General features: G+C 44.2%; 23 protein-coding genes. 11 read left to right on the top strand and 12 right to left on the bottom strand.

What is annotated here, in order from left to right; all coding sequences use genetic code 11:
• Positions 1 to 5: 5 nt before the first annotated feature.
• Positions 6 to 599, bottom strand: a complete 594-nt coding sequence (locus KG118_RS03610; RefSeq protein WP_117710414.1) for an FKBP-type peptidyl-prolyl cis-trans isomerase — start codon at positions 597 to 599, stop codon at positions 6 to 8.
• A 196-nt stretch (positions 600 to 795) separates the two neighbouring features.
• On the opposite strand from KG118_RS03610, the gene KG118_RS03605 reads away from it, so the two are divergent.
• Entirely contained in the window at positions 796 to 1,506 is a 711-nt protein-coding gene (locus KG118_RS03605; RefSeq protein WP_117710413.1) for an SIR2 family NAD-dependent protein deacylase, read from the top strand.
• Between the two features lie 187 nt (positions 1,507 to 1,693).
• On the opposite strand, the gene KG118_RS03600 is transcribed toward KG118_RS03605, so the two are convergent.
• Both KG118_RS03600 and KG118_RS03595 read right to left on the bottom strand, forming a co-directional pair.
• Entirely contained in the window at positions 1,694 to 2,440 is a 747-nt protein-coding gene (locus KG118_RS03600) for a glycosyltransferase family 2 protein (RefSeq protein ID WP_117710412.1), read from the bottom strand.
• Entirely contained in the window at positions 2,433 to 3,698 is a 1,266-nt protein-coding gene (locus tag KG118_RS03595; protein ID WP_117710411.1) for a glycosyltransferase family 4 protein, read from the bottom strand. The genes KG118_RS03600 and KG118_RS03595 overlap by 8 nt, the downstream gene beginning before the upstream one ends.
• A gap of 204 nt (positions 3,699 to 3,902) precedes the next feature.
• Here KG118_RS03595 and KG118_RS03590 point away from each other — a divergent pair, with 204 nt between their 5' ends.
• The 4 genes from KG118_RS03590 to KG118_RS03575 are packed head-to-tail and all read left to right on the top strand — an operon-like array spanning position 3,903 to position 7,076.
• A complete protein-coding gene (locus tag KG118_RS03590; protein WP_117710587.1) occupies positions 3,903 to 4,754 on the top strand; it encodes a hypothetical protein in 852 nt (283 codons plus the stop codon).
• Positions 4,751 to 5,503, top strand: coding sequence for a cytidylyltransferase domain-containing protein (locus tag KG118_RS03585; protein WP_117710410.1), 753 nt, complete (start codon positions 4,751 to 4,753; stop codon positions 5,501 to 5,503). Before KG118_RS03590 ends, KG118_RS03585 begins: the two co-directional genes overlap by 4 nt.
• A 20-nt stretch (positions 5,504 to 5,523) precedes the next feature.
• Positions 5,524 to 6,564, top strand: a complete 1,041-nt coding sequence (locus tag KG118_RS03580) for an N-acetylneuraminate synthase family protein (protein WP_117710409.1) — start codon at positions 5,524 to 5,526, stop codon at positions 6,562 to 6,564.
• A gap of 14 nt (positions 6,565 to 6,578) precedes the next feature.
• Positions 6,579 to 7,076 (top strand): KdsC family phosphatase, encoded by a 498-nt coding sequence (locus KG118_RS03575; protein ID WP_117710408.1) that lies wholly within the window; start codon positions 6,579 to 6,581, stop codon positions 7,074 to 7,076.
• A 38-nt stretch (positions 7,077 to 7,114) separates the two neighbouring features.
• Here KG118_RS03575 and KG118_RS03570 read toward each other — a convergent pair whose 3' ends face one another.
• From KG118_RS03570 to metG, 4 genes are read right to left on the bottom strand one after another with little or no spacing between them, the layout of a single operon-like run.
• On the bottom strand, positions 7,115 to 8,116 hold the full coding sequence (locus KG118_RS03570; protein WP_117710407.1) for a glycosyltransferase: 1,002 nt from the start codon (positions 8,114 to 8,116) through the stop codon (positions 7,115 to 7,117).
• Between the two features lie 7 nt (positions 8,117 to 8,123).
• Positions 8,124 to 9,026 (bottom strand): alpha-1,2-fucosyltransferase, encoded by a 903-nt coding sequence (locus tag KG118_RS03565; RefSeq protein WP_213388348.1) that lies wholly within the window; start codon positions 9,024 to 9,026, stop codon positions 8,124 to 8,126.
• A complete protein-coding gene (locus KG118_RS03560) occupies positions 9,023 to 10,480 on the bottom strand; it encodes a lipopolysaccharide biosynthesis protein (protein WP_117710405.1) in 1,458 nt (485 codons plus the stop codon). The genes KG118_RS03565 and KG118_RS03560 overlap by 4 nt, the downstream gene beginning before the upstream one ends.
• A 48-nt stretch (positions 10,481 to 10,528) precedes the next feature.
• Positions 10,529 to 12,571: a methionine--tRNA ligase gene (gene metG, locus KG118_RS03555; RefSeq protein ID WP_117710404.1), complete on the bottom strand. Its 2,043-nt coding sequence runs from the start codon at positions 12,569 to 12,571 to the stop codon at positions 10,529 to 10,531.
• Between the two features lie 237 nt (positions 12,572 to 12,808).
• Here metG and KG118_RS03550 point away from each other — a divergent pair, with 237 nt between their 5' ends.
• From KG118_RS03550 to KG118_RS03540, 3 genes are all read left to right on the top strand, one after another.
• Positions 12,809 to 14,872, top strand: coding sequence for an acetate--CoA ligase family protein (locus tag KG118_RS03550; protein ID WP_117710403.1), 2,064 nt, complete (start codon positions 12,809 to 12,811; stop codon positions 14,870 to 14,872).
• Positions 14,873 to 14,954: 82 nt separating this feature from the next.
• Positions 14,955 to 15,146 (top strand): radical SAM-associated putative lipoprotein, encoded by a 192-nt coding sequence (locus KG118_RS03545; RefSeq protein ID WP_233514838.1) that lies wholly within the window; start codon positions 14,955 to 14,957, stop codon positions 15,144 to 15,146.
• A 27-nt stretch (positions 15,147 to 15,173) separates the two neighbouring features.
• The gene (locus KG118_RS03540; protein WP_117710402.1) at positions 15,174 to 16,244 is read left to right on the top strand and encodes a TIGR04133 family radical SAM/SPASM protein; all 1,071 of its coding nucleotides are present in this window, start codon (positions 15,174 to 15,176) and stop codon (positions 16,242 to 16,244) included.
• 39 nt (positions 16,245 to 16,283) lie between these two features.
• Here KG118_RS03540 and KG118_RS03535 read toward each other — a convergent pair whose 3' ends face one another.
• The 4 genes from KG118_RS03535 to xerD form a co-directional block, all read right to left on the bottom strand.
• Positions 16,284 to 17,822 carry a YifB family Mg chelatase-like AAA ATPase gene (locus KG118_RS03535; RefSeq protein ID WP_117710401.1) on the bottom strand — a complete coding sequence of 513 codons (1,539 nt, stop codon included), beginning with the start codon at positions 17,820 to 17,822 and terminating at the stop codon, positions 16,284 to 16,286.
• Between the two features lie 40 nt (positions 17,823 to 17,862).
• Complete coding sequence (locus tag KG118_RS03530) at positions 17,863 to 18,894, bottom strand: thioredoxin-like domain-containing protein (protein WP_117710400.1); 1,032 nt, start codon at positions 18,892 to 18,894, stop codon at positions 17,863 to 17,865.
• Between the two features lie 114 nt (positions 18,895 to 19,008).
• On the bottom strand, positions 19,009 to 20,700 hold the full coding sequence (locus tag KG118_RS03525) for a tetratricopeptide repeat protein (RefSeq protein WP_117710399.1): 1,692 nt from the start codon (positions 20,698 to 20,700) through the stop codon (positions 19,009 to 19,011).
• Positions 20,701 to 20,835: 135 nt separating this feature from the next.
• Complete coding sequence (xerD, locus tag KG118_RS03520; RefSeq protein ID WP_117710586.1) at positions 20,836 to 21,786, bottom strand: site-specific tyrosine recombinase XerD; 951 nt, start codon at positions 21,784 to 21,786, stop codon at positions 20,836 to 20,838.
• Between the two features lie 66 nt (positions 21,787 to 21,852).
• On the opposite strand from xerD, the gene aroQ reads away from it, so the two are divergent.
• The 3 genes from aroQ to KG118_RS03505 all read left to right on the top strand — a co-directional run bounded on the left by aroQ (position 21,853) and on the right by KG118_RS03505 (position 24,558).
• Entirely contained in the window at positions 21,853 to 22,278 is a 426-nt protein-coding gene (gene aroQ, locus KG118_RS03515; RefSeq protein WP_117710585.1) for a type II 3-dehydroquinate dehydratase, read from the top strand.
• Between the two features lie 100 nt (positions 22,279 to 22,378).
• Positions 22,379 to 23,836 (top strand): pyruvate kinase, encoded by a 1,458-nt coding sequence (gene pyk, locus KG118_RS03510; protein WP_117710398.1) that lies wholly within the window; start codon positions 22,379 to 22,381, stop codon positions 23,834 to 23,836.
• Positions 23,837 to 23,925: 89 nt separating this feature from the next.
• On the top strand, positions 23,926 to 24,558 hold the full coding sequence (locus KG118_RS03505; RefSeq protein WP_117710397.1) for an O-methyltransferase: 633 nt from the start codon (positions 23,926 to 23,928) through the stop codon (positions 24,556 to 24,558).
• Between the two features lie 29 nt (positions 24,559 to 24,587).
• Here the strand turns inward: KG118_RS03505 and KG118_RS03500 are convergent, their stop codons facing one another.
• Entirely contained in the window at positions 24,588 to 25,820 is a 1,233-nt protein-coding gene (locus tag KG118_RS03500; protein WP_117710396.1) for an FtsX-like permease family protein, read from the bottom strand.
• Between the last annotated feature and the right edge of the window lie 3 nt (positions 25,821 to 25,823).

The following is a 25,823-nucleotide window of genomic DNA, read 5'->3' as shown; positions in this document are numbered from 1 at the left end:
TAGAATTATTTATTTAATACTTTAAGTAGTTCCACTTCAAATACGAGGGTGCTGTGCGGCGGAATCATTTCACCTGCACCTTGTGCTCCGTAAGCCAGTTCGCTGGGGATGTAAAGTTTCCATTTGGCACCTTCGGGCATCAGTTGTAAGGCTTCCACCCATCCCGGAATTACCTGGTTCACGCCGAATGTAGCGGGTTGGCCGCGTTTGATGGAGCTGTCGAACAATGTTCCGTCAATCAATGTACCTTCGTAGTGGCATTGTACCTGGTCGGTAGCTTTTGCGTATGTGCCTACGTTACCTTCGTTGATAACTTCGTACTGGAGTCCGCTGGGCAGGGTAATTACGCCCGGACGCTTTTTGTTTTCTTCAAGGAACTTCTTGCCGGCTTCAATGTTGGCGGCGTTCATTTTCTGTTCCAGTTCTTCGAAGTACTTATTTACTATTTCGCGGGCTTCCGTGTGGCTGATAGCCGTTTGGTTGCCTTCCAAGACATCTTTGATTGCTTGTGCAAAGTCATCTACTGCGATGCCTTTAGCACCCATACTTAAAAGATTCTGACCTATTCCCAGGCCGATAGCATAACTGAATTTGTCCATAAAATGATTTTGTTGACGACTGAAATGATTTCTTTTCCAGTCTATTGCAAATTAACGAATGGCAAAAGTACGTCTTTTATTTGAATGATTTTGTTTTTTTCAGATTAAAAAATCTTAGCAAGTGAAAATAACTTCCCTCTTTTCGGGGATTATTCATACATTTGTATGAGTATATGAACTTTAAGGAGATATAAAGATGAAGAACTTGGTTGTTTTGTCCGGTGCAGGTATGAGCGCCGAGAGTGGTATCAGTACTTTTCGTGATGCCGGCGGGCTGTGGGATAAGTATCCGGTGGAACAGGTGGCGACTCCCGAAGGCTATGCCCGCAATCCGGAGTTGGTTATCAACTTTTACAACGAGCGCCGTAAGCAATTGTTGGATGTAAAGCCGAATGCCGGGCACATCGGGATTGCCGAACTGGAGAAGGATTTCAATGTGACAGTTGTTACACAGAACGTCGACAATCTGCATGAGCGTGCCGGGAGCAAACGCGTTATTCATCTTCATGGCGAGTTGACGAAAGTTTGTTCCAGCCGCGACCCTTATAATCCGCATTACATAAAAGAACTGAAACCGGATGAATATGAAGTGAAGTTGGGAGATAAGGCCGGTGACGGCACTCAGCTTCGTCCCTTTATCGTTTGGTTCGGCGAGGCGGTTCCTGAGATTGAAACGGCAGTCGACTACGTGGAAAAAGCGGACATATTCGTTATTATCGGTACTTCGATGAATGTATATCCGGCTGCCGGATTGCTGAATTATGTGCCCCGTGGGGCCGAAGTGTATCTGATAGACCCCAAGCCGGTAGATGTGCATTCCATGCGGCAGATACATATAATCCAAAAGGGGGCATCGGAGGGCGTGCACGAGTTGAAGACGCTGCTGAAGGTGGTGCCAAAGGGTTAGAGAGTGGGGTATGTTTCCGGCATAACTGAAGCAGGCTCCCAATACGACTGAGGTACCTTCCCAATACGACTGAAGTACCCTCCCGATACGGCTGAAACAGGCTCCCGATACGAGAGAGGTTATCCGGAACAAAAAGTCCCACCCTGATAGAAAGGGCGGGACTTTTTGTTTTTTGTGTAGTGAGCTGTCATTTTTTCAGCACTGCCCTCAGTACAAACCAAGTATGATGGGCTACGGTGCTTATCCAGCCGTAGTGTTGCGCCATAATGCGGAAGCGTTCTTTAAGTGAGGCTTTCCGGTTTCGGGTAGTCATGCCCTCGTCCAGATAATCTATTATGGTAAGACGGGTGTTGTGCATGCTCTGCGCTTTCTTCATGATGCGGATGCACCAGTCGAAGTCGGCAGAAAAGCGGTACTTCAGGTTATATGGTTCCACTAAAGTGCGTTTGGCAAAGAATGCTTGGTGGCAGACAAGCATTCCTTGTTTGAAGCTTTTCCACGTCAGCACTTCCGGGGTGGAGAGACGGCGCATACGGACGAAGTGGCCTTCTTTGTTCACCAGGGCTGTTTCACCATACAGCACATCGGGCAACTCGCTTCCTGTCAACGTATGTACCATTTGTTGCAGTGTGTCATCCTCATGAAAACTGTCGCCGGCATTGAGGAAACACAGGTAATCGCCCGTAGCCAGCCGGATGCCTTTGTTCATGGCGTCGTAAAGGCCTTTATCGGGTTCGCTTACCACTTGTGCGATGTGGCTCTTATAGCGGTCTGCGATAGAAAGTGTTTTGTCTTTTGAACCCCCGTCTACAATGATATACTCCACATGGTGGTAAGTTTGCGAGATTACGCTCTGGATGGTATCTTCCAATACCGCTTCGGCATTGTAGGTCACGGTGATGACGCTGAATTTGGGAGTGAGATGATTATGCATTTCTTCCGGTGACTTTATTGTACAGCTCGATATATTTCTTGGCGATAGTGCTTTCCGAGTAGTGGGTGACGGCTTTCCGGCAGGCCTGTTCGGAGAGGCTGGGATAATCCGGGTCGGTAAGCGTCCAGTAGATACCGTTGGCAAAATCTTCGGACGATTTGTATTGCGCCACATATCCGTTGTGCAGGTGGTCTATCATTTCGGGAATGCCGCCTACGTTGAAGCCTACACAAGGAATGCCGCACGCCATAGCTTCCATAATCATATTGGGAAGGTTTTCTTCCAGTGAAGGGGTGACAAAGAGGTCTACCGCATTGTAAATGTCCACTAACTGGTGTTCGTTGCTGACAAAGTCCAGCGGATAGACTTTGAAAGGCAGTAAGTTTGCCAATTGTTGCGACTCCTTGCCGAAGACAACGACACCGAGCTTTTCTTTTAGTTCAGGATGTTTCTCTGCCAGCAGCTTGCACGATTCTATCAGATAGTCAATTCCTTTCCGCTTATCGGTTATCTTTACAGAGCCGAACAGTACAAGCTTAGTATCTTGCGGCAGCCGGCATCTGTTGCGTGCTTCTTGCTTATTGTGCGGTTTGAACAAGTTGGTATTGATAGGGTTGGGGATGCAGGTAATCGTATGTCCGGCAAGTAAGGCGCTTTTCTTTGCCAATCCTTCCAGCCAATGGCTGCACGTTACGAAATTAATGTGCCGGCCTTTGTACAAGTCCTGTTTTTTGTAGAAAGTCCGGTAGGAGATATCCCTCTTGCCGCCGTTGCCGTGGATGAAAGGACAGTTATGGCACTCCTGCTGATAATGAGTGCACTCGCGGGCATGGTGACAGATGCCGGTGCACGGCCACATATCGTGCATGGTCCATACCACTGGTTTGCCCGATGCAAGAACTTTCTCGATGTTTTTCAGAGATAACATTCCCTGATTTATCCAATGAAGATGGATTACATCCGCCTGCTGGAATTCCGGGAGCGAGGTGATGTCCGTGCCTGTATTGGCTATGTCGATGGCAAAGATATTATCCCGTTTGAAGTGGTTGGCTTTCCATATGACGATACGTTCCCATACAAATTTCCATATCATACGCCAGTTGTGGTTCAATGAAACTACGGTAATCCGGTCGGTCTGCTTGTCGCGTACCAGAAGTTTGGCTTTGATACCGTTATTCTTGAGCGACTCCATTAGTCTGCTGGCAGCTACGGCAGCTCCGCCGATACGTTCGGATGTATTGATTAATAGTACTCTCATTTTTGCGGAATGTTTGGACAAAAGTACTGCTTTTGCCGCTTTCTGCTCTATAAATCTTTTATTTTTTTAGTCTGTGACCGCTAAACTCCCTATCTTTGCCGAGGTGAAAAGCCCGTGATGCCGGAAACGATGGAAATATTGCCGGAGACGGCGGGTTTGTCATCGGAAGAAACCTGTGTTTCATTGGTAGAAAAAAATGTGAGTATGGGAGATAAGGCAATGAAAAAGCTGGAACAGCTGTGGCAAACTTTTCTGAGTGTGGTGAAGATACTGTTGCAATCCAAATGGAGTACGCATTTACCCTCATCGTTCAGTAATCCGGAAGAATTGTTGATATTGGCTAACGGCCCTTCATTAAACCGTACGGTACAAGAAGCTGCGGATTTTGTAAAAGGAAAGACCTTGTTGGCGGTAAATTTCTGTGTAACGTCCCCGATGTTCGAACAGCTCCGTCCGGAAATCTATCTTATTGCCGATCCTCTGTTCTGGATTGTTCCTGAAAAACGTGTACAGTTGTTTCAGACGCTTGCCGAAAAGACCGCTTGGCCGATGAATCTCTTTATTCCTGCCCGTGCCTTGAAGAATAAAGAGTGGCAGCCTATGCTGGCAGCCAACCGTAATATCCGCCTCTATATTTACAATACCACTCCGATTGAAGGTGTGCAGGGATTCTGTAACCGGGTTTTCAGTAAGGGTTGGGGTGTTCCCCGCCCCCATAATGTGTTGATTCCTTCTATTGCTATCGGGCTGCGGTTGCCTTTTAAGAAGATATATTTGGCAGGTGCCGACCACTCTTGGCTACCGGAAATCACAGTGACGGATAATAACGTGGTGTTAATGCACCAGAAGCACTTTTATGACCAAAACAAGTCGCAGGCGGCAACGGTGACGCAGGAGAACTTGCATAGCGCACGACTTTATACTATATTGTATCATATGTATGTAGCTTTTAAATCCTACTTCGTGCTCGAAGCTTATGCGCGCCGGTTGGGTAAAGAAGTGATTAACGTTACGCCGGGCAGTTATATAGACGCTTTTAAACGAATGAAATTATGAAAGATGGAATCATCATTCAGGCACGGACCGGTTCTACCCGGTTGCATAATAAAATATTGCTCCCTTTCTACGGTGGGCAACGCATTATAGACATCTTGATTGATAATATCAGGCAAGCCTGCATCGGCAAGACGATTGTTCTTGCCACTACCAACCGTCCGCAGGATGATGTCTTGGCAGAGGTTGCCCGTGAAGCCGGTATCTGCTGCTATCGGGGAGACGAAGATAATGTGCTCGACCGATTTATACAAGCGGCCGAAACCTTTCATCTCGACCGTTTTGTCCGTGTCTGTTCGGATAATCCTTTTCTGCGTCCGGATAGTTTTCTTACTTTTTTTGATGAGTATGATACCCGACCGGCTGATTACATAGCTTACGGTTTTGCAGACGGTCGCCCGACTATCAAATCTCATTTAGGATTGTTTGCCGAACTGACAACTACCGATGCACTACGTCGTGTAGCCACCGCTACACAGGAGAAACTGTATATAGAGCACGTTACGATTTATCTCTATACACATCCTGAAGAGTTTCGAGTTCGTCTGCTCTCCTTGCCGGATGAACTGGAAGGGCGGTTAGACCTTCGCTTTACGCTCGACACAATGGAAGACTTCATCTTGCTGCAAGAACTTTATGCTGCTTTCTACGAACAGACTGACCATAGCATCCATGCTTTGCTTCGTCTGGTAGAGGAGCATCCGGAATATCGTACCAAAATGTTGGAGAATATTGCGAAGAACGAGAAATGATAATTATTAGTATATAAATAATGAAAAGTACATACATTATCGGAGAAATCGGGCAGAACCATAACGGCTCCGTCGATATAGCCAAGTTGATTGTCGACTTGGTGTCACGCCCTGTACGCGAAGAAGTCTTTAATCTGGAACTCCGGCCTATGGATGCCGTGAAAATGACTAAGCGTGATTTGAATGAAGAATTGACCGATTCGCAGATGAATCGCCCGTATGACTCTCCTCACTCTTTTGGCCGCACTTATGGTGAGCATCGTGCTTATTTGGAGTTGACAGATGAAGAGCATTTTGAGGTTTACAAGCATGCCAAGTCGTTGGGTATGGATTTTGTGGAAACACTGTGCTCAAAGGGATGTATGTCTTTATTGAAACTCTTTACGCCCGACCGTCTGAAAGTGGCAAGCCGCGACCTTACTAATCTGCCGCTGCTGGAAGTCATGGCCGAAACCAAGATACCTATTATTCTTTCCACCGGTATGGCAGGTAAGAAGGAGTTGGACGATGCTTTGGATGTTATCACCCGCTATCATAGCGATATATCCATATTGCATTGCGTGTCACAATATCCCACCCAACCCGATAATCTGAATCTGAAAACGATTACTTACTTGAAACATCGTTACGGGCAGTATCATATCGGTTTTTCCGACCATACTATCGGTATTGCAGCTCCGGTGGTTGCCGTAGGTATGGGTGCGGAAATTATAGAAAAACACGTCACTATCGACCGCCGTATGAAAGGGACGGATCAGCAGGGCTCTTTAGGTCCCGACGGTGTAAACCGCATGATTCGTGATATCCGCATAGCCGAACATTGGCTGGGCGAGGAAGAATTGTATATCGATCCGGCAGTCTCTGCCGCTAAAGTAAAACTGGAGCGTTCCATCGCAACGAATAAGGCATTGCATCCCGGAGACACTATTACGGAAGAGGATATTCATTTGCTCAGTCCGGGCGACGGCTTTAAGTGGGCGGACCGTGATAAGGTAGTAGGTCATCAGGTGCAAAAGGAGATACCGCGCAACGAGATTATTTATCCCGATTTTATCATTTAATTTTTGAGATAATCATGTTACCCAAGTTAGTAATTACCGATATAGATGGCGTGTGGACTGATGGCGGAATGTATTATACAGCCGAAGGTGATGTTATGAAACGCTTCTCTGTGAAAGATGGTTGGGGAGTAATTTTCCTGCGTGAGTTGGAGATACCCGTAGCCATTATGACCGGAGAGAACACACAAATCGTTCAGAAGCGTGCCGATAAGTTGAAAATCAACTATTGCTATTTAGGAGTGAAGGACAAAGTGGCACAGGCCCGTGAACTTTGCAATGAATTAGGTATATCATTGGGTGAGGTCGCTTTTATCGGTGATGATTTAAATGACCTGCCGTTATTGCGTTTGGTGGGTTACAGCGCCTCTCCTTACAATACCCCCGAATACGTGAAGCGCGAAGTGAAGTACGTGACGACTGCACACGGCGGCTACGGTGCTTTCCGTGAGTTCGTAGAGAAACTGTTGGCGGATAACGGGATGCTGCAACCGGTGATAGAACGTTTCTTATAGGTGAAGATATTTGCGATAGCGCTTTTTTCGTACCGGTCTTAGCCGTTGATACGGGGGAGCGGTATGTACTTTGAGATGATTTCCCTTCCCCGCGTCAGTATTTTCCTGAATTGTATTTTTATCATCTTGCCGACATTTTGAGATGGTAATATCTCTTGCCGCTTCACATCGTCCAATGTCCATTGTGGCTGATACTTCAATAGCCGTTGAGAAGTTTCGGATACCTGTGCTGTTTGCCCCGCTTTCCGGTAATGGCGAATAAGGTTGAGGCAGATGCCCGTATGCGCTTGGCGGATACAATCGGACACATCAGGTCGTTTTTCTTGAAAATACTCAATCAACAGTTCACGTACAGTCAGTGCAAAATTTACTTGTCTGCCCATTCCTACTTCACTCCAGATGCCTTGTACATGCTTGCGATAAACAGCCATTGGTTTCTTGAAGTAGTATATTTTGCCATATTGGGCGTTGAGCATATGCATGGCATAGTCACACGAAGTGGCTTGGGCAAACCATTCGGGCAGCTCCGGAAAGTAGCGGCGGCGGAAAAGAGAAGATGAATTGGTGATATAGTTGCTCCGGCATAGGTCAATAATATCCGTAACAGTGGATTGGTGACCGTTAGACAGACTTTTTGTGTTATTTTCTTCGTAGTAGTTGATGACGCGGTGGAAACAGAGCGCAAAAGAGGGATGAGTATCCATGAAGTCTGTCATCCGTTGCAGTTTGTTGCAGTCGAACCAATAGTCGTCTCCATCGCAAATAGCTATGTACTCTCCGGTACAATGGCGATGGGCATCCATAAAATTGCGCTGCAGACCTACGTTTTGCGGATGGCGTACTAAAGTGATTATTTCCGGATACTGTTGTTGGTAGCGCAGGCAAATGTCGAGTGTATTGTCCGTACTGCAATCTTCGCTAATGACGAGCTGGATGGCATAGTCCGTTTTCTGCCGTAGTACTCCCTTTATAGCGGTTTCTACGTATTTGCCAATATTGTAGGCCAGCATGATGACACTTACTTTGATTGTCTTTTCCATAGTCTTCTTATATTTTTATCCACTTGTCGGGCATGATGTCGGTATCCAATGTCCGAGAGTATGTTTTAGGACAGATAACAGTTTTGTCGGGATTGGAGTTCAACCATGCCCCCCACCAACTGAAAGTACTGTTAGCTATGATGTTATGTCGGCAGTGGGACATGAGGAACAAGTCTTGCCATGCGTCTTCCTTTTTGTTCCAGTCTACATAGACCGTACTCTCCGGTAATGACAAATGTTGTTTCACCCAGCTTATATCGTCAGAGAAGACGTAGAAACGGACGCCTTTCATCCGCTTGTTTATTATGCTGCAGGCTTTACAATAGTAGGTATCGTCGCAAATGTCCAATAGCTGCGGGTTGTTTAGATAGTCACCACGGCGGATATGTAAAGAAACACTGTTCGGTTCTTCTTTCAGTTCAGTCCATAGGAGGGTGGATTGGGGTGAAAGCATTTCTACTTTAAATGAGAAGTGTTTCCTGATTTCATCTTCAATGCTCGTAAAACGCTGAAACTCGCTTGTCCAATATCCCAGGTACATCTTGTACTTTTTGTTAAATATATAATCGGAACCCAGTGCTGCACGTGTGTGACGGGAGGCAGGTTCTATACATAATCCCAAGTTCAGGTAGCGGAGGAATAACAGCATCAGTTTACAGCCTCGTCCGATGAATGTGGAGCGTAGGCTTGTGTAGTATAGTTTCCAATACAAACGTGCTCTTGCTCTTCTATATTCGGTAAGCTGTATTGGAAAGATACGGGGCAATTCCAGTCCGTTATGGTCGTTGTGGTTGCTGAAAAAGTAAATACTGACCTCTGTTTGGGGATATACCCGCTTCAGCAGTAGGAAGAAAGCATAGCCGAACATCTGGTTGCCCAGTCCGCCTTGTATGAAGACACAACGTTTCATGAGATTCTTTGTTTTTTGTTCTTTTTCAATAAATAGTTGACACTTTCTTTGAAGATGGCGGCGTCGCAAAGATACATCAGTAGTGTATAGAGGACAATGGCTATCAGTACTTTGGCTGTTAACATCTGGTAGATGTTATCAATGAAAGAGGTGATATACCAAGTGGCGGTCGTAGTGACGGCTGCAATGCCGGCAAACGGGAGAATATCTTTCAGTGCGTTCCATAAAGTGAGACGTATCAGCCTCCATACAAAAAACTGCCATATGCCTAACCAGCCGATGTTAATGATAACAAACCAACGTATCATGGTGCTGATTCCGTAAGGATAAACGGTGAGCATGACACCAAGTTGCAGCAAACCTAATAATATGGTATTCCACATATAAATGTTGGACTTGCCTTTGCTGATGATAAAACTGGTATATAAGGTTGTGATAGGTGCGAATGCTCCGCCCAGACAAAGGACTTGAAGCATTGGTACGCACTGTAACCATTTGTCGGTGATGGTGATGATGATAAATTCTTGGGCAATAAGTGCAAGCCCGAACATGGCAGGAAATGATAAAAAAGCTGTGAAGCGTAGCATTTTCCGGAAAACTTGTTGCTGTCGCTCCCGGTCATCGGCAACTTGGGCGAGTACGGGTTGGGCTACATTGCTTATCATACCGGTAATGAAGGAGTAGCCCATTGTGTTCCATTTGTAAGATTGAGTGTAGCTACCCACATCCGCTTTGGTATAGAATCGTCCGATAAGCGTGGACAGCAGATTAGTGCATATTTGTTCAAAAGTACCCGTGATTAGTATCTTGCTGCTGAAGCCGAAGAGCTCTTTTAACGGGCGAAAATCCAGCTGGAATGTAGGGCGCCACGGTGAAAAATGCCAATAACATATGGCAAGTACAAGAATATAGGTAAGGTTCTGTGTGGCAATCCCCCAATAAGACATACCGTTCCATGCCATGAAAACACCTATGCTTCCGGATATAATCATTGCGGGCATTTGAGAAATGGCCTTTTGTTTCACCATCAGATTACGGGTGAGCATGGCATTATGCACTCCGGCACTGCTTCCAATGAAAAAGGCGAGAAAGAAGTAACGGGATAATGGTATCAGTGATGGTTCGTTAAAAAAACGGGCAATAAGCGGAGCGCAAAAAAACAGTACAATATAAAGAAAGGCTCCCATAAGTATGTTGAACCAAAATACAGCATTGCAATCTCGGTGTTTAAGATCTCTTTTGTTTATTAGGGCAGCTCCGAACCCGCTCGATAGCAGTACATTGGCTATGCCTGCGAATATGGCAAGAACCCCCACCATGCCGTAGTCGGTTTTGTCCAGCAGTCGGGCGAGAGCCACCCCGAAGAGAAGATTCAGCACCTGCTGTATGCCGGTGCCAAATCCGCCCCACAGCAGACCTTTGGCTGTCTTTTGTTTCAGTGATGAGTCGCTCATGCCTTTTTACATTACTGCTTTTGCAGGATTGAGTTTTGACGCATCCCTTTATTTCACTTCACTGCCCGGCTTTACTTCTTTTAGTAATGAGGTTACCGCCAGGGAGCCATCATAGTTCTCGGCAGAAAGTATCATGCCCTCGCTCACCAGTCCGTTTTTGAATTGACGGGGAGCTAAGTTGGCAATGAACAGTACCTGCTTGCCTACCAGTTCTTCCGGTTGATAATGCTGGGCAATACCGCTGACGATAGTACGGTTTTCCAGTCCGTCGGCTATTTTGAACTTCAACAGCTTCTTCATTTTGGGCACAGCTTCGCACTCCAAGACAGTTCCCACACGGATATCCAACCTCTCAAAATCTTCAAATGAGATAACGGGCTTGATAGGATTGGCCTTGTAGCCGGCAGCCTCGTTAGCTTTCTTGGTTGCAAGCAATTTGTCTACCTGTGCTTGAATAACGTCGTCTTCAATTTTCTCGAACAATAGTTCGGGTGTAGCCAATCGGTGTCCGGCAGGAAGCAGGTCGGTATGTCCGAGTTCTGCCCAGTCGAAGCTGTCCATATTCAGCATCTTGCGGAGTTTTTCGCTGCTGAACGGAAGGAAAGGTTCGAAAGCAATGGCAAGATTAGCTACGAGTTGCAGTGAAATATTCAAAATAGTAGCAACACGTGGCATATCTGTTTTGGCAAGTTTCCACGGTTCGGTATCTGCCAAATATTTGTTGCCGATGCGCGCTAAATTCATGGCTTCTTTCTGTGCATCGCGGAATTTGAATACATCGAGCAATTTTTCTACCTCAGCTTTTACGTCAGCAAACTCTTTAAGTGTTTCACGGTCGTAATCGTTCAGCTCTCCTGCAGCGGGCACTATACCTTCAAAATATTTTTTTGTGAGTTGCAGGGCGCGGTTTACGAAATTTCCGTATACGGCTACCAACTCGTTATTATTACGTGCCTGAAAGTCTTTCCAGGTGAAGTCGTTGTCTTTTGTTTCCGGGGCATTGGCTGTGAGCACATAACGCAGTACGTCTTGTTTGCCGGGGAAATCTTCCAAGTATTCATGCAGCCATACGGCCCAATTGCGGGAAGTGGAGATTTTGTCTCCTTCGAGATTTAAGAACTCATTGCTGGGCACGTTGTCCGGCAGGATGTAGCTGCCTTCCGCCTTCAGCATGGCAGGGAATACGACGCAGTGGAATACGATATTATCTTTTCCGATAAAATGAATCAAGCGTGTCTCGGAATCTTTCCACCATTTCTCCCAAGAATCAGGTAATAGTTCTTTCGTATTGCTGATATAACCGATAGGTGCGTCAAACCATACATAAAGTACCTTGCCCTCAGCGCCTTCTACCGGAACAGGAATACCCCAGTCTAAGTCACGACTTACGGCACGTGGTTGCAAGCCCATATCGAGCCAGCTTTTACATTGACCGTATACGTTGGGACGCCATTCTTTATGTTCTTCCAATATCCACTGGCGCAGCCATGCTTCATGCTTGTCAAGCGGCAGGTACCAGTGCTTGGTTTCGCGCATTACGGGCTGGCTGCCGCTGATAGCGCTTTTAGGATTAATCAAGTCGGTGGGACTGAGACTTGTACCGCACTTTTCGCACTGGTCGCCATAAGCACCTTCTGCATGACAGTGGGGGCACTCACCGGTGATATAACGGTCGGCAAGGAAAGTTTTGGCTTCCTCGTCGTAGTACTGCATACTGGTCTTTTCAATGAATTCTCCTTTGTCGTACAGTTTGCGGAAGAATCCGGAAGCCGTGTCGTGATGTGTCTTTGAAGTTGTGCGGCTATATATATCGAATGAGATGCCAAACTCCTTGAAAGATTTTTTGATGAGCGTATGGTAACGGTCTACTACGTCCTGTGGAGTAATACCTTCTTTCTTGGCACGAATGGTAATAGGCACTCCATGTTCGTCAGAACCGCCGATAAAAACTACATCTTCTTTTTTCAGTCTCAGATAACGGACGTAGATGTCGGCCGGTACGTAAACCCCTGCAAGGTGTCCGATATGGACAGGACCGTTGGCATAGGGCAGTGCCGATGTCACGGTGGTACGTTTGAATTTCTTTTCCATTGTATATATGTATCTCTTTTGTTATGAACGCTTTTAAGATGCGCAAAGATAACGGTTTTCTCTTAAACCTACAAAAAGGGGAATACATACTTCTTCACTTCATTGTTGGTACATTGCATTTATAGAGCCTTTATCTCTCGATGTAAAAGTGATATTAAAAACGGGTTATCTTCTTGTCCGTATGCATATAAATTGTATATTTGTACTATTGTCGTACTATACTAATGTGAACAGATTATGATAACAAGCCAATTGCTGCATCCTGTCAGTATTGTAGTGGTAGGAGCTTCCAATAATGTACATAAACCCGGCGGGGCTATTCTGAAAAATCTGATTAACGGAGGTTATACCGGAGAACTGCGTGCTGTCAACCCAAAAGAGACTACGGTGCAAGGTGTGAAGGCTTATGCCGATGTAAAAGATATCCCTGAAACAGACCTTGCCATTCTTGCCATTCCGGCTGTCCTTTGTCCCGATGCGGTGGAATTGCTTGCTTCGGAGAAACAGGTACGTGCCTTTATTATTCTTTCTGCCGGATTTGGTGAGGAAACACATGAAGGCGCACTGTTGGAAGACCGTATTCTGGAGACGGTGAACAAGTATGGCGCTTCGTTGATTGGCCCTAACTGTATCGGGTTGATGAATACGTGGCATCATAGTGTGTTCAGCCAGCCTATTCCCAATTTGCATCCGCAGGGTGTCGATTTGATATCCAGCTCCGGGGCAACTGCGGTGTTTATTTTGGAAAGTGCGGTTACCAAGGGTTTACAGTTTAATTCCGTATGGTCTGTGGGTAATGCCAAGCAGATTGGAGTAGAAGATGTACTGCAATATATGGATGAACATTTCGATCCGGAAAAAGACTCTAGGATAAAATTGCTTTATATAGAGAGTATAGGGGATCCCGACAGGTTGCTGTTCCATGCTTCTTCACTGATAAAGAAAGGATGTAAGATTGCAGCTATTAAGTCGGGCAGCAGTGAGAGTGGTAGTCGGGCGGCATCTTCGCATACGGGTGCTATTGCCAGTTCCGATTCGGCGGTAGAGGCCCTGTTTCGTAAAGCGGGTATTGTACGCTGCTACTCTCGTGAAGAGCTGACTACGGTAGGGTGTATTTTCACTTTGCCGGAACTGAAGGGAAAGAATTTTGCTATTATTACCCATGCTGGCGGACCGGGTGTGATGCTGACCGATGCTTTGAGTAAAGGCGGACTGAATGTACCAAAGCTGGAGGGTGAGCTTGCCGAGGAATTGAAGAGCAAACTCTTTCCGGGAGCTGCCGTTGGAAATCCAATAGATATTTTGGCTACCGGTACGCCGGAACACTTGCGCCTGTGTCTGGAATACTGTGAAGAGAAGTTTAATAACGTGGATGCGGTAATGGCTATTTTCGGTACGCCGGGCCTGGTTACTATGTTTGAAATGTATGATGTGCTGCATGAGAAGATGCAGACTTGCAAGAAGCCGATATTCCCTATTCTTCCTTCCATTAATACGGCAGGGGCTGAGGTTTCCGCTTTTCTAGCCAAAGGACACGTGAACTTTGCCGATGAGGTGACGCTGGGCACGGCATTGTCGCGCATTGTTAATGCATCGAAGCCCGCGAATAATGAAATAGAGCTTTTCGGAGTGGATGTTCCGCGTATCCGTCGTATCATAGATTCCATTCCCGAGAACGGTTACATAAAACCGCACCATGTGCAGGCATTGTTACACTCTGCGGGCATTCCGATAGTGGAGGAGTTTGTATCCGCAAATAAAGAAGAAGTGCTTGCCTTTACCCGTCGTGCCGGATTTCCGGTCGTGGCAAAGGTGGTAGGACCTGTACATAAATCGGATGTAGGTGGCGTGGTGCTGAATATAAAGAGTGAACAGCATCTTGCTTTGGAGTTTGAACGTATGATGCAGATTCCGGAAGTAACGGGTATTATGGTGCAACCTATGCTGAAAGGTACGGAATTATTTATTGGTGCAAAGTATGAAGAAAAGTTCGGTCATGTGGTGCTTTGTGGTCTGGGTGGTATTTTTGTAGAGGTTCTGAAGGATGTGTCTTCCGGTTTGGCTCCTTTATCCTATGAGGAGGCTTACTCTATGATTCATTCACTGCGTGCTTATAAGATTATAAAAGGTACTCGAGGGCAGAAAGGGGTGAATGAAGATAGGTTTGCTGAAATCATTGTCCGTTTGTCTACTTTGTTGCGCTTTGCCACGGAGATAAAGGAAATGGATATTAATCCGCTGTTGGCAACAGAAAAAGATGTGATAGCCGTGGATGCCCGCATCAGGATAGAAAAGAAATAACTTTGTGTTAAAATAGAAGCCGTTATGCAGTATTTTGTTTTTATTGACGTTTATAGAAATACAACTAGACTATTGACGTGCTATGAAGAAAAGAAAAAAACAATGGCTCCAGATTTGTAATGGAATGATGTCCGGCGCATTGGTTCTGTTAGGTTTCACATCTTGTGATGAAAATAGTACAGGAACTGGGAGATGTGAATATGGTACTCCTTATGCTAAATATGAAATCAAAGGGAAAGTAATAAGGAAGAGACAGCAAATATATAAATTTTAAACTAAAAAAGAGAGAAATATAAAAAAGGTGGGAGCCCTTTCTGTTCGTAAGCGTTTGGCACTGGAGATTGCGCGTAAGATGCGTAACAATCTGAAAGAGTTGCATCCGTTGAGGCAACTCTTTTGGGAGTGTACTCTACGTTGTAATCTGCACTGTAAGCATTGCGGTAGCGACTGTAAACGAATGCCGGATGTTAAGGATATGTCGGCAGCCGATTTCTTGCGGGTTGTTGATTCCATTACTCCATATGTGAACCCGAATGAGGTAAGCATTATAATGACCGGTGGAGAGCCGTTGATGAGAGAAGATGTGGAGGAAGTTGGACTGGAACTCTACAAACGCGGTTATCCTTGGGGAATTGTTTCTAACGGTCTTTATCTCACGGCTAAGCGGTTGGAACGTTTAATGTCTGCCGGTCTTCATTCCATAACCATCAGCTTGGATGGTTTTGAACAGGAACATAATTGGTTGCGTGGGCATCCGGAAAGTTATGGGAGGGCCGTAGACGCAATCAAGATGTTGGTACATGAACCGGAGCTGGTCTGGGATGTAGTGACTTGTATCAATAGCCGTAACTATCTGTATTTGGATGAGTTGAAAAATTACCTTTATCGTATTGGCGTTCGGCGGTGGCGCTTGTTTACAATCTTTCCGATAGGGCGTGCTGCATCACACTTGGAGTTGCAATTGAGCGACACTGAGTTTACAGGCGTTATGGAGTTCATCAAGCGTGTTCGAAAGGAAGGAAAGATGCATATTGATTATGCTTGTGAAGGTTTCTTAGGTAAGTATGAAGGTGAGGTTCGTGATAGTTTCTTTGCCTGCAATGCCGGAATCACTGTCGGTTCCGTTTTGGCAGATGGTTCTATATCTGCGTGCCCAAGTATCCGTAGTGATTTTCATCAGGGAAATATTTATCATGATGATTTTATGGATGTATGGGAAAATCGTTTTCAAGCCTTTCGCAATCGGAAGTGGATGAAGAAAGGTGTATGTAACGATTGCAGTTTTTTCCGTTACTGTGAGGGTAATGGTATGCATCTGCGTGATGATGAAGGTAAATTACTTTTCTGTCATCTCGACAGGCTTCATTGTTAGTTTGCTTATTTTTTGTTTGTTTTTTGTGAGGGGTAGATTTTATCCGGCCCAATTTTCCCTATCCAGGTTCCTATATCCGATTGCTTCTGCTAAGTGTGCGGGTTGTATTAGGTCATAGCCTTCAAGATCGGCAATAGTGCGCGAAACCTTTAGGATACGATCGTAGGCGCGTGCTGAAAGATTAAAACGGTTCATGGCGGTCTTTAACAGAACAAGACCTTTGTCATCAGGATGAGCATAGCGGGCAAGTAATTTGCTATTCATCTGTGCATTACAATATACACCGGGAATCTCGGCGTATCTTTCAGACTGAATCTGGCGTGCATATATTACACGTTCGCGAATATTAGCGCTTGACTCTCCGGGATGTGTATCTGACATTTTTTCAAATGGAACGGGGATAACCTCAATTTGCAGGTCGATACGATCGAGCAAAGGTCCTGAAATGCGATTCAGATATTTCTGCACCTGTCCCGGGCTACATACGCAGGCTTTGGTGGGATGATTGTAATATCCGCAAGGGCAAGGATTCATAGAGGCTACAAGCGTAAAACTGGCAGGATATTCTACGTTACATTTCACGCGTGAGATGGTGATTTTCCGATCTTCCAAGGGTTGACGTAGTACTTCAAGTACATTCCTATTGAATTCCGGTAATTCATCAAGGAATAAAACACCATTATGAGCCAGGCTGATTTCGCCCGGTTGCGGAAAACTTCCTCCACCTGTCATAGCCACTGTAGAAATGGTATGATGAGGGTCGCGAAATGGGCGTTTGGAGATAAGCCCGCCTTCTTGTCCGAGCTTTCCTGCAACGGAATGTATTTTGGTTGTTTCAAGGCTTTCACCTAATGATAAGGGTGGAAGGATGGAAGGGAGACGCTTGGCAAGCATGGACTTTCCGCTACCGGGAGCACCTACTAAAAGAATATTGTGTCCACCTGCAGCTGCCACTTCTAATGCACGTTTTACGTTTTCCTGTCCTTTTACATCAGAGAAATCCAAATCAAAATTACTTTGTTGGGCATAAAACTCTTTGCGAGTATTGATATGTACTTGCTCTAATTCTCGCGTGCCATTGAAGAATTCGATTACCTCTTTCAGATTTCCCGCTCCATAAACATTCAGATTGTTGACTACGGCAGCTTCTTGCGCATTTTGTTTGGGAATGATTATTCCCTTAAAACCAAGTTCCCTGGCTTTTATTGCAATGGGCAATGCCCCTTTTATAGGTTGCAGGCTTCCGTCCAGACTTAGTTCTCCCATTAGCAGATAGTGGTCTAATTTGTCCGATTGGATGATTTCATTGGCGCCTAACATACCAATAGCCAATGGTAGATCATAGGCAGAACCTTCTTTGCGAATATCTGCCGGAGCCATATTGATAACAATGTTACTTGTTGGTATACGGTAACCGTTTACTTGTAGTGCAGAGATAATGCGTTGGTGACTTTCTTTGACGGCAGAGTCAGGAAGACCCACGAGATAAAACATACAGCCTCTGGAACTGTTGACTTCGATAGTGATGAGGGTTGCATCAATACCTTGAACAGCCGCTCCAAAAACTTTAATGAGCACGTAATTTAGTATTTAGTAATTAATGATCGGTGGATGAGGGTTATCTTTTCTTTTTCTCCTCTGCCTCTTTTAATTTCTTCTCGATATCTTTCTCGCTTAGATTTTTCCCTTCAATTCTTCCGGATGGGTTGAGTAATATATTAGCGGGTAAAGTTTTTATAGCAAGTTGCTTTACAACCTCTGTATTCCAGCCGGAAAGATCGCATACTTGTTCCCACTTTAGAGTGTCTGTTTTAATCGCCTTTTGCCAGCTATCTTTATTGATGTCTAAGGAAACTCCTAAAAGCGCAAACTTCTTGTTCTTTTGTACTTGCTTATAAATTCTGCGATAAACAGCATTACTATCTCGGCTTACTGTATCCCAAGAGGCCCAGAAGTGTACTAATAAATATTGGTCTTTGAAGTTTGCACGGTTTATTTGTTTTCCGCTGGTATTGGGCAGGCGGAAATAGGCAGCAGTTTTCCCAATAGCAACCTTTTCTTGTTCTTGAATATGACCGAGTAGTTCACTAATATAGGGGCGGTCTTTCAGCTCTCCCGTCATATGTTCGGTCAGTTTTTTTATTTGGGTGTAGTCCGGTTTTTCTTTTTGTACGAAGTATTTATCCAATAGGTAAATACTGGCTAAGGAGGAATGATGCTCATTGATAAATTTACCGACTTTCTCTTCTAATACTTTTTCGGATGGCTTACCTAATCCTCTCAGTTCTTTTTGGAAAGAACTTAATTCTTCATTGGGTATGTTCCCTTTTATTTCCAAATTGTTAAGTTCAGCAGCAGAGCCGTTTATTTGTATTCTATTTCCTTTATCCATAAAGAAAGGATATTGAGTGCCATCGCTGAACAATAACCAGGCAGCTACTAAAGTATCCGGAGAAAGTATTTTTGAGAACTTGCCATTTTCAACAAGCAGAGTATCCATGTGGTCATACATTTCGTCTGCACCATATATATATATGGTGTCATTTCCCAATCCCTTGATTTCTCCGCTAAGGCTGACCGTATCGGATCTCTTGCCGTCGCAGGCAGATAATATAATAAGCAGGAAAAATGCAAAATAAATATTTTTCATATGGGTTTCTTCTTCTAGTACACTGCTGCGAAAGTAGTTCTTTTTGGTGTGAATAAAAAAAAAATGCCCGACATATTTCCATGTCGGGCACTTCTTTTCATCTTATAACCTTTATTATTTGATGATATTCATAAAGTCTGCATTCGTGAAATATTTGGAGAATTCCAAATCAGAAGCAGCTTTCTTTGCTAATGAAGAATCTTTAGCAACAGCTTTCTTCAGGTTATCAGTTACCATAGAAGTGTTGTTAGTTCTTGCACCTACAACAGCCATTAAATAGTCTGTGTAAGCGTCAGGTTTAGCGATGCTTGACAATGTGCTCTTAGCCTTGTTGTAATCCTTAGCCAAGATTTGTGCCAAAGCTGCACTGTTAGTCTTAGTATCGCCAAATGCGTTAACGGCTCTGTCGTATTGACCTTGAGCTACGTACAGGTTACCCAAAGCTTCGTTCAACTCTTTAGCGCCTGAAGCTTTACCCAAGTAAGATTCAGCGGCTGCTTTGTCACCCTTAGTCAAAGCGATAAGACCCATATTCATGTTAGCTTCAGCAGAATCCTTGATAGAAAGAGATTTCTTGAAATATCCTTCAGCCTTGTCAAGGTTACCAGCTTGATAAGCCAACTTACCGAGGTTGTTGTATGCACGATAATCGTTCGGATAGATTTGAGTAGCTTTGATGAAGATAGCTTCTTGCTTAGCAGGATCATTAGTCAAAGTTGTTGCATACAGCAATTCTTCGATGTTCAGTTGCTTAGCATCGCTGTCTGCCAAAGATGCGATTTCTTCGTCAGATTTACCGATTACGTCATAGTTCAAGGTCAGACGAGAACGACGCAATTGCGGAAGGATTTCTTCAGCCAAAGTTTTGTATACAGAAGAGATGTTTTTGATTTCTTGTTCTCTTTGTTCAGGATCAGAGTACATTGACAATACGCGAAGAATCAACTCTTTGTCTTGGATGTTGGATTTGCTAACCAATTCTTGGAAACCTTCCCAGTCTTGTGCAGTGTATTTAGTATCTACAGCAGCATCAATTTTGCCTTTCTTCAGGTCTCTATTAATAATCTTAGCTGTGTTGTCCTGACGATTTTCAGCCAGGCCAGTGTTCAACTTAACACCACCATCGGGAGAAGCATATGCAGAAATTTCGATGTTGCTGATTTTCTTGTTAGCAGCCTCGTTTACATTCTTAACTTCTTCGTTGAATGCTTTAGCTGTTTTCAATTCACTTGCACGAACGTTAGCCTGTTGAATCAAGAACATGATGTTTGCATCATATTTCTCTTTGATTATACGTTGGAAAGCGTCGTCACCGTTAGCTGGGTTAGCGCTACCCAAAGTTTGGCCAATCAATTCAGAAGTAGAGATAACGCCGTCAGCTACTTTTACAGCGGGGATAGTAACTTCTTTCTTTCCAACTTTAGCTTTAAATTCCAGATATAACTCAGATTTGGCCATTTCAGGAACATAATCGAAAGAGGTTTTCATAGTGTAGCTACCACCAGTCTTGTAAGAAATACTTTGGTCGTTGCCTTCTACTTTTTCGCCTTGGAATACGGCAGGCTGACCCTTAGCTTCGCCACCTTCCCATCTCAAAACCGGAGTAACTTCTACTACAGCATTTTTCTTGAAATACTTTTCAGGGAACTTACCGTTAATTGTAGCAGGTACCTTGCCACCTACGGCTTCCAATACTTGCGGAGTCACTGTGAAATAGTCAGAAGACAGTTCACCCATTTTGCTGCTGCATGATGTCAAAACAGCAACAAGTGCCACTAACAAAGGCAGATACAATTTTTTAGTCATTTTAGATATAAATTAATTGTTTGTAATTGAAATTTGTCCATTCACAATTAGTTGCTATACTCCTATATATATAGCTTTGCAAAGATATTAATTCTCTTGGCAATTTGTTAATAATACTACCACATTTATTATAATTTAATAAACTCCATGTTCTTTTCGGTATTTAATGTTGCGCGGATGATGCTCAATAATTTCACTTCGAAGCATATTTCGGTCGATATGCGTATAAATTTCTGTGGTAGCAATGGATTCATGTCCCAGCATACACTGGATAGCCCGTAGGTTGGCGCCACCTTCTAACAGATGGGTTGCAAAGGAGTGGCGGAATGTGTGTGGACTGATATTTTTGGTGATACCGGCTTTCTCTGCGAGTTCTTTAATCATGTGGAACACCATGATGCGGGAAATATTATTGCCCCATCGCGCCAAGAATACATAATCCTCGTACCCTTTTTTTATTTTTCCCATATTGCGGTCTATAAACCAATACTTTATTTCTTTGATGGCTCTGGGTGAAATCGGTATCAAACGTTGCTTACTGCCTTTGCCCTCTACTTTGATGAATCCTTCTTCAAAATAGAGGTCGGAAAGTTTCAGGTTGCATAATTCCGATACACGTAACCCGCAGCTATACAAGGTTTCTAAGATAGCCCGGTTGCGTTGCCCTTCTTTTTTGTCCATATCTACGGCGGAAATGATTTTGTCAATTTCCTCTACGGTGAGAACTTCCGGTATTTTGAACCCGATTTTGGGGCCTTCCAGCAATTCACCAGGGTCGGCTTCCAGATAGTCGGCAACTACGAGAAAATGAAAAAAGGATTTAATGCCGGAGAGGATGCGGACCTGCGAGCGGGGATGAATGCCGATGTCGTGTAGACCTGCGGCGAAGCGTTGCAAATCATCGAGCGTAACGTCCAGCATCTCGATGTTCTCTCCCTCCAAAAAGTGCAGAAGTTTCTGTAAGTCCGTCATATAGGCATTGAACGTGTTTGGGGAGAGCGATTTCTCCAGCTTGAGATATTGCTGATACTTTCGGATTATCACTGCTCGTCTTTCCTTATTCGTTAAATTCTCTTCTACTTTCATTACTTTTTCGTATCTTTGCACCTTGAAAGAATGTTCTCTGTGGACAAAGGTATAAAAAATTGTGTTATGAGGATACAAATTATTAACGGCCCCAATATAAATCTGTTGGGAAAACGTGAACCTTCCATTTATGGCAGTGTTACTTTTGAAGACTGTCTTGCTGGGCTCCGTAAAAGGTATGTGGATGTACAGATAGACTATTTCCAATCCAACATCGAAGGAGAGTTGATAGACAAGGTACAACAAGTCGGTTTTGATGTAGATGGTATTATTTTGAATGCGGGTGCTTACACCCATACTTCCATTGCTCTGCAAGATGCGATTCGGGCAGTTACTTCCCCGGTGGTTGAGGTTCATATCTCTAATGTACATTCCCGTGAGGCATTTCGTCACGTATCCATGATAGCTTGTGCTTGTCGGGGTGTTATTTGCGGCTTTGGATTGGATTCTTACCGTCTGGCATTGGAAGCGTTGCTGGAATCAAAAAATTAAATTAAGAATTATCAATTGTGAATGCAGGATAAAGAAATACCACAGGTAATCCATAATTCTTCGCTCATAATTCATCATTAATAAATATAGGTATAAGATTATGCTATTAAAACAGACAAAAATCGTTGCAACGATTTCCGACCAGCGTTGCGATGTTGATTTTATAAAACAGTTGTTCGATGCTGGTTTGAATGTAGTACGTATGAATACGGCCCATGCCGGCCGTGAAGGCTTTGAAAAATTGATAGCCAACGTGCGTACCGTTTCCAACCGTATCGCAATTCTTATGGATACGAAAGGTCCGGAAGTGCGTACTACTGTCCTTGCCGAGCCTATTCCTTTTAAAGTAGGAGACCGTGTAAAAGTCGTAGGCAATCCCGAATTGCAAACAACCCGCGAATGTATTTCCGTTTCTTATCCTAATTTTGTAAACGACCTGAATGTCGGTGGACATATTCTTATAGACGATGGTGATTTGGAACTGGTTGTTATAGAAAAGAATGCAGACTATCTCCTCTGTGAAGTGCAGAATGAAGCTACTTTGGGCAATCGTAAAAGTGTTAATGTGCCGGGTGTACGTATTAATCTACCCTCATTGACAGAAAAAGACCGTAACAATATCCTCTACGCTATCGAGAAAGATATTGATTTCATAGCGCATTCTTTCGTGCGCAACAGACAAGATATTCTTGATATAAAAGCTATCCTCGATGCACACAATAGTGACATCAGAATTATTGCTAAAATTGAGAACCAAGAAGGAGTAGATAATATTGATGAGATTCTTGAAGTAGCTGACGGTGTTATGGTAGCTCGTGGTGACTTGGGTATTGAAGTTCCGCAGGAACGTATTCCGGGTATTCAGCGTTTGTTGATTCGCAAATGCATTTTGGCTAAGAAGCCGGTAATTGTTGCTACACAGATGCTCCATACCATGATTTCCAATCCGCGTCCTACTCGTGCGGAGGTTACGGACATTGCCAATGCTATCTATTACCGTACGGATGCTTTGATGTTAAGTGGAGAAACAGCTTATGGTAAATATCCGGTTGAAGCGGTTAAGACTATGACGAAAGTTGCTGCCCAAGCAGAAAAGGATAAACTTGCGGATAATGACATCCGTATCCCTCTGGATGAAAACGGAAACGATGTAACGGCTTTCCTTGCCAAGCAAGCAGTAAAGGCTACTACGAAATTAAAGATTCGTGCTATTATTACAGACAGTTACAGTGGTCGCACAGCTCGCAACCTTGCTGCTTTCCGTGGTAAATACCCGGTACTTGCTATTTGCTACAAAGAAAAGACAATGCGCCACTTGGCTCTGTCATATGGTGTGGAAGCTATTTATATGCCCGAACTTGCCAACGGACAAGAATATTACTTTGCTGCGCTCCGCCGTTTGCTTCAGGAAGGTCGTTTGCAACCTACCGATATGGTAGGTTATTTGAGTAGCGGTAAGGCTGGTACACAGACTTCTTTCCTTGAAATCAATGTGGTAGAAGATGCCTTGAAACACGCTCAAGATAGCGTATTGCCAAACAGTAACAGATACTTGTAAAAATATAAATTGAGAATTGGAAATTAAAAAATAAATGTTTGTTAGCGGACTATCATCTTTTAATTTTCAATTCTCAATTTCCAGCTTATATGACATTAGACGAATACATCTTGCAGCACATCGATGATGAAGGCGACTATCTGAAAGCCCTCTACCGTGATACGCATCTTAAGTTGCTCTATCCCCGTATGGCTTCGGGGCATTTGCAGGGGCGTATGCTCAAGATGTTTGTTAAGATGATACGTCCTCGGCAGATACTGGAGATTGGAACATATAGCGGATATTCCGCGCTTTGCATGGCAGAGGGATTGACGGAGGGTGGAATGTTGCATACTTTTGAAATTAATGATGAACAGGAAGACTTTACCCGTCCCTGGCTGGAGAATTCACCTTATGCTGATAAAATAAAGTTTTATATAGGTAATGCGTTGGAACTTGTTCCCCAATTGAATATAACTTTCGATCTTGCTTTCATCGACGGTGACAAGCGCCGTTACGTCGATTATTATGAAATGGTATTGAAATGCCTTTCTGAGGGCGGTTATATTATTGCCGACAATACCTTGTGGGACGGTCATGTCCTCGAAGAACATCCGCATCGTACGGACTTGCAGACAATTGGTATAAAAGCTTTCAATAATTTGGTTGCCGAAGATAACCGTGTAGAAAAAGTAATCCTTCCGTTACGGGACGGGCTGACGATTATCCGTAAGAAATCATGAGTCTGTACATTACAGAACGCGTGGTATTTCTATTTTTTAAGTAACCGTTTGCTCAAGTACCTCACCGGATACCATACTGAAAGGAATCCTACGGTAATAACCGTAATAAATACCACTATAATGTCTGTTGCGTGCACGCTTACCGGATAGGCATCCACTACAAAGTTTCCGTTACCTCCTCCTAAAGATATAAGTCCGAAATGTTGTTGCAGAAAGCATAGTAATAATCCTAAAATAATTCCGGCTATTGCTCCAAAGACGGAAATCAATCGCCCTTCGAAAAGGAAGATACGGGCTATCAATCGGTCGTCGGCACCCAAATTACGCAATGTCTCCGCATCTTCGCGTTTGTCCAGTATCAGCATGGATAGCGAGCCTATGACGTTGAAGCAGGCAATTGTGAGGATAAAGGTAAGAAATAGATATGAGATGAGTTTTTCAATCTCCATGATTCGAAATACATCTGCTTGTTGTTCGTAACGGTTTTGCACTACAAAACGGTCACCCAAGATACGTTCCATTTTCTTTTGTACGGTGTTGGTGTTGCTTCCCGCTTTTAGTTTTAGTTCGATAGCGGAAACTTCCGTATCGTAATTAAAAAGCCGTCGTGCGAAGCTCAGCGATGTAAGAACATAGCGTGAATCGTATTTTTGCTGGTTGACGACAAATACCGCTCCCGGCGAAAACAGATAATCTTGGTTGAAAGCAGCCGATGGGTTGGCAATATTTACACGTACATTTCTCTTAGGGGCATACACCCGCAACGGGTCGACAAACTGAATCCCGGTACCGAGCTCGGAGACCAGTTCCACTCCCATAAAACCATAGTCCACAACGGAATCGTTCAGTATAAATTCTCCCGTACCGTACAATAGGCTGTCTATAGACGTCAGTTGCTCGAAGTTATCTTCCACGCCTTTGATAACTGCCATTGCCTGACGGTCTTTGTATTGTATCATTGCATTCTCTTCCAGCGTTTCTGTCCAAATGTCTATTTCGGGTAGGGCGCGTACTTGCTGTATATGTGATTCGAGCGGATCAAAAACCTTCCCTTCCCGAACGGTAATTTTCAGTTCTGGATCGAAAGCCGTAAAGAATCCTGCCACCATATCCTGAAAGCCGTTGAATACGGACAGCGTACATACTAACGCCAATGTAGCCAAAGCTACTCCACATACCGAAATGCCGGATATAATGTTGATTGCATTATGCTTCTTCTTAGAGAAGAGGTAGCGGCGGGCTATGAAGAAGGGAAGGTTCATGTG

Source organism: Bacteroides propionicigenes, assembly GCF_018390535.1.
Taxonomy (GTDB): domain Bacteria; phylum Bacteroidota; class Bacteroidia; order Bacteroidales; family Bacteroidaceae; genus Bacteroides; species Bacteroides propionicigenes.
The sequence above is the reverse complement of the archived record's forward strand: the minus strand, read 5'-3'. Positions and strand labels throughout refer to the sequence as shown.

What these genes read in the sequence shown, in the direction of transcription:
- xerD (WP_117710586.1), bottom strand. Translation starts at nt 21,786, where the DNA reads ATGAAAGTAGAAGAGAATTTAACGAATAAGGAAAGACGAGCAGTGATA.
- KG118_RS03525 (WP_117710399.1), bottom strand. Translation starts at nt 20,700, where the DNA reads ATGACTAAAAAATTGTATCTGCCTTTGTTAGTGGCACTTGTTGCTGTT.
- metG (WP_117710404.1), bottom strand. Translation starts at nt 12,571, where the DNA reads ATGGAAAAGAAATTCAAACGTACCACCGTGACATCGGCACTGCCCTAT.
- aroQ (WP_117710585.1), top strand. Translation starts at nt 21,853, where the DNA reads ATGAGGATACAAATTATTAACGGCCCCAATATAAATCTGTTGGGAAAA.
- KG118_RS03545 (WP_233514838.1), top strand. Translation starts at nt 14,955, where the DNA reads ATGAAGAAAAGAAAAAAACAATGGCTCCAGATTTGTAATGGAATGATG.
- KG118_RS03580 (WP_117710409.1), top strand. Translation starts at nt 5,524, where the DNA reads ATGAAAAGTACATACATTATCGGAGAAATCGGGCAGAACCATAACGGC.
- KG118_RS03600 (WP_117710412.1), bottom strand. Translation starts at nt 2,440, where the DNA reads ATGCATAATCATCTCACTCCCAAATTCAGCGTCATCACCGTGACCTAC.
- KG118_RS03565 (WP_213388348.1), bottom strand. Translation starts at nt 9,026, where the DNA reads ATGAAACGTTGTGTCTTCATACAAGGCGGACTGGGCAACCAGATGTTC.
- KG118_RS03550 (WP_117710403.1), top strand. Translation starts at nt 12,809, where the DNA reads ATGATAACAAGCCAATTGCTGCATCCTGTCAGTATTGTAGTGGTAGGA.
- KG118_RS03590 (WP_117710587.1), top strand. Translation starts at nt 3,903, where the DNA reads ATGGGAGATAAGGCAATGAAAAAGCTGGAACAGCTGTGGCAAACTTTT.
- KG118_RS03610 (WP_117710414.1), bottom strand. Translation starts at nt 599, where the DNA reads ATGGACAAATTCAGTTATGCTATCGGCCTGGGAATAGGTCAGAATCTT.
- KG118_RS03500 (WP_117710396.1), bottom strand. Translation starts at nt 25,820, where the DNA reads ATGAACCTTCCCTTCTTCATAGCCCGCCGCTACCTCTTCTCTAAGAAG.
- KG118_RS03530 (WP_117710400.1), bottom strand. Translation starts at nt 18,894, where the DNA reads ATGAAAAATATTTATTTTGCATTTTTCCTGCTTATTATATTATCTGCC.
- pyk (WP_117710398.1), top strand. Translation starts at nt 22,379, where the DNA reads ATGCTATTAAAACAGACAAAAATCGTTGCAACGATTTCCGACCAGCGT.
- KG118_RS03585 (WP_117710410.1), top strand. Translation starts at nt 4,751, where the DNA reads ATGAAAGATGGAATCATCATTCAGGCACGGACCGGTTCTACCCGGTTG.
- KG118_RS03605 (WP_117710413.1), top strand. Translation starts at nt 796, where the DNA reads ATGAAGAACTTGGTTGTTTTGTCCGGTGCAGGTATGAGCGCCGAGAGT.
- KG118_RS03595 (WP_117710411.1), bottom strand. Translation starts at nt 3,698, where the DNA reads ATGAGAGTACTATTAATCAATACATCCGAACGTATCGGCGGAGCTGCC.
- KG118_RS03505 (WP_117710397.1), top strand. Translation starts at nt 23,926, where the DNA reads ATGACATTAGACGAATACATCTTGCAGCACATCGATGATGAAGGCGAC.
- KG118_RS03575 (WP_117710408.1), top strand. Translation starts at nt 6,579, where the DNA reads ATGTTACCCAAGTTAGTAATTACCGATATAGATGGCGTGTGGACTGAT.
- KG118_RS03560 (WP_117710405.1), bottom strand. Translation starts at nt 10,480, where the DNA reads ATGAGCGACTCATCACTGAAACAAAAGACAGCCAAAGGTCTGCTGTGG.
- KG118_RS03570 (WP_117710407.1), bottom strand. Translation starts at nt 8,116, where the DNA reads ATGGAAAAGACAATCAAAGTAAGTGTCATCATGCTGGCCTACAATATT.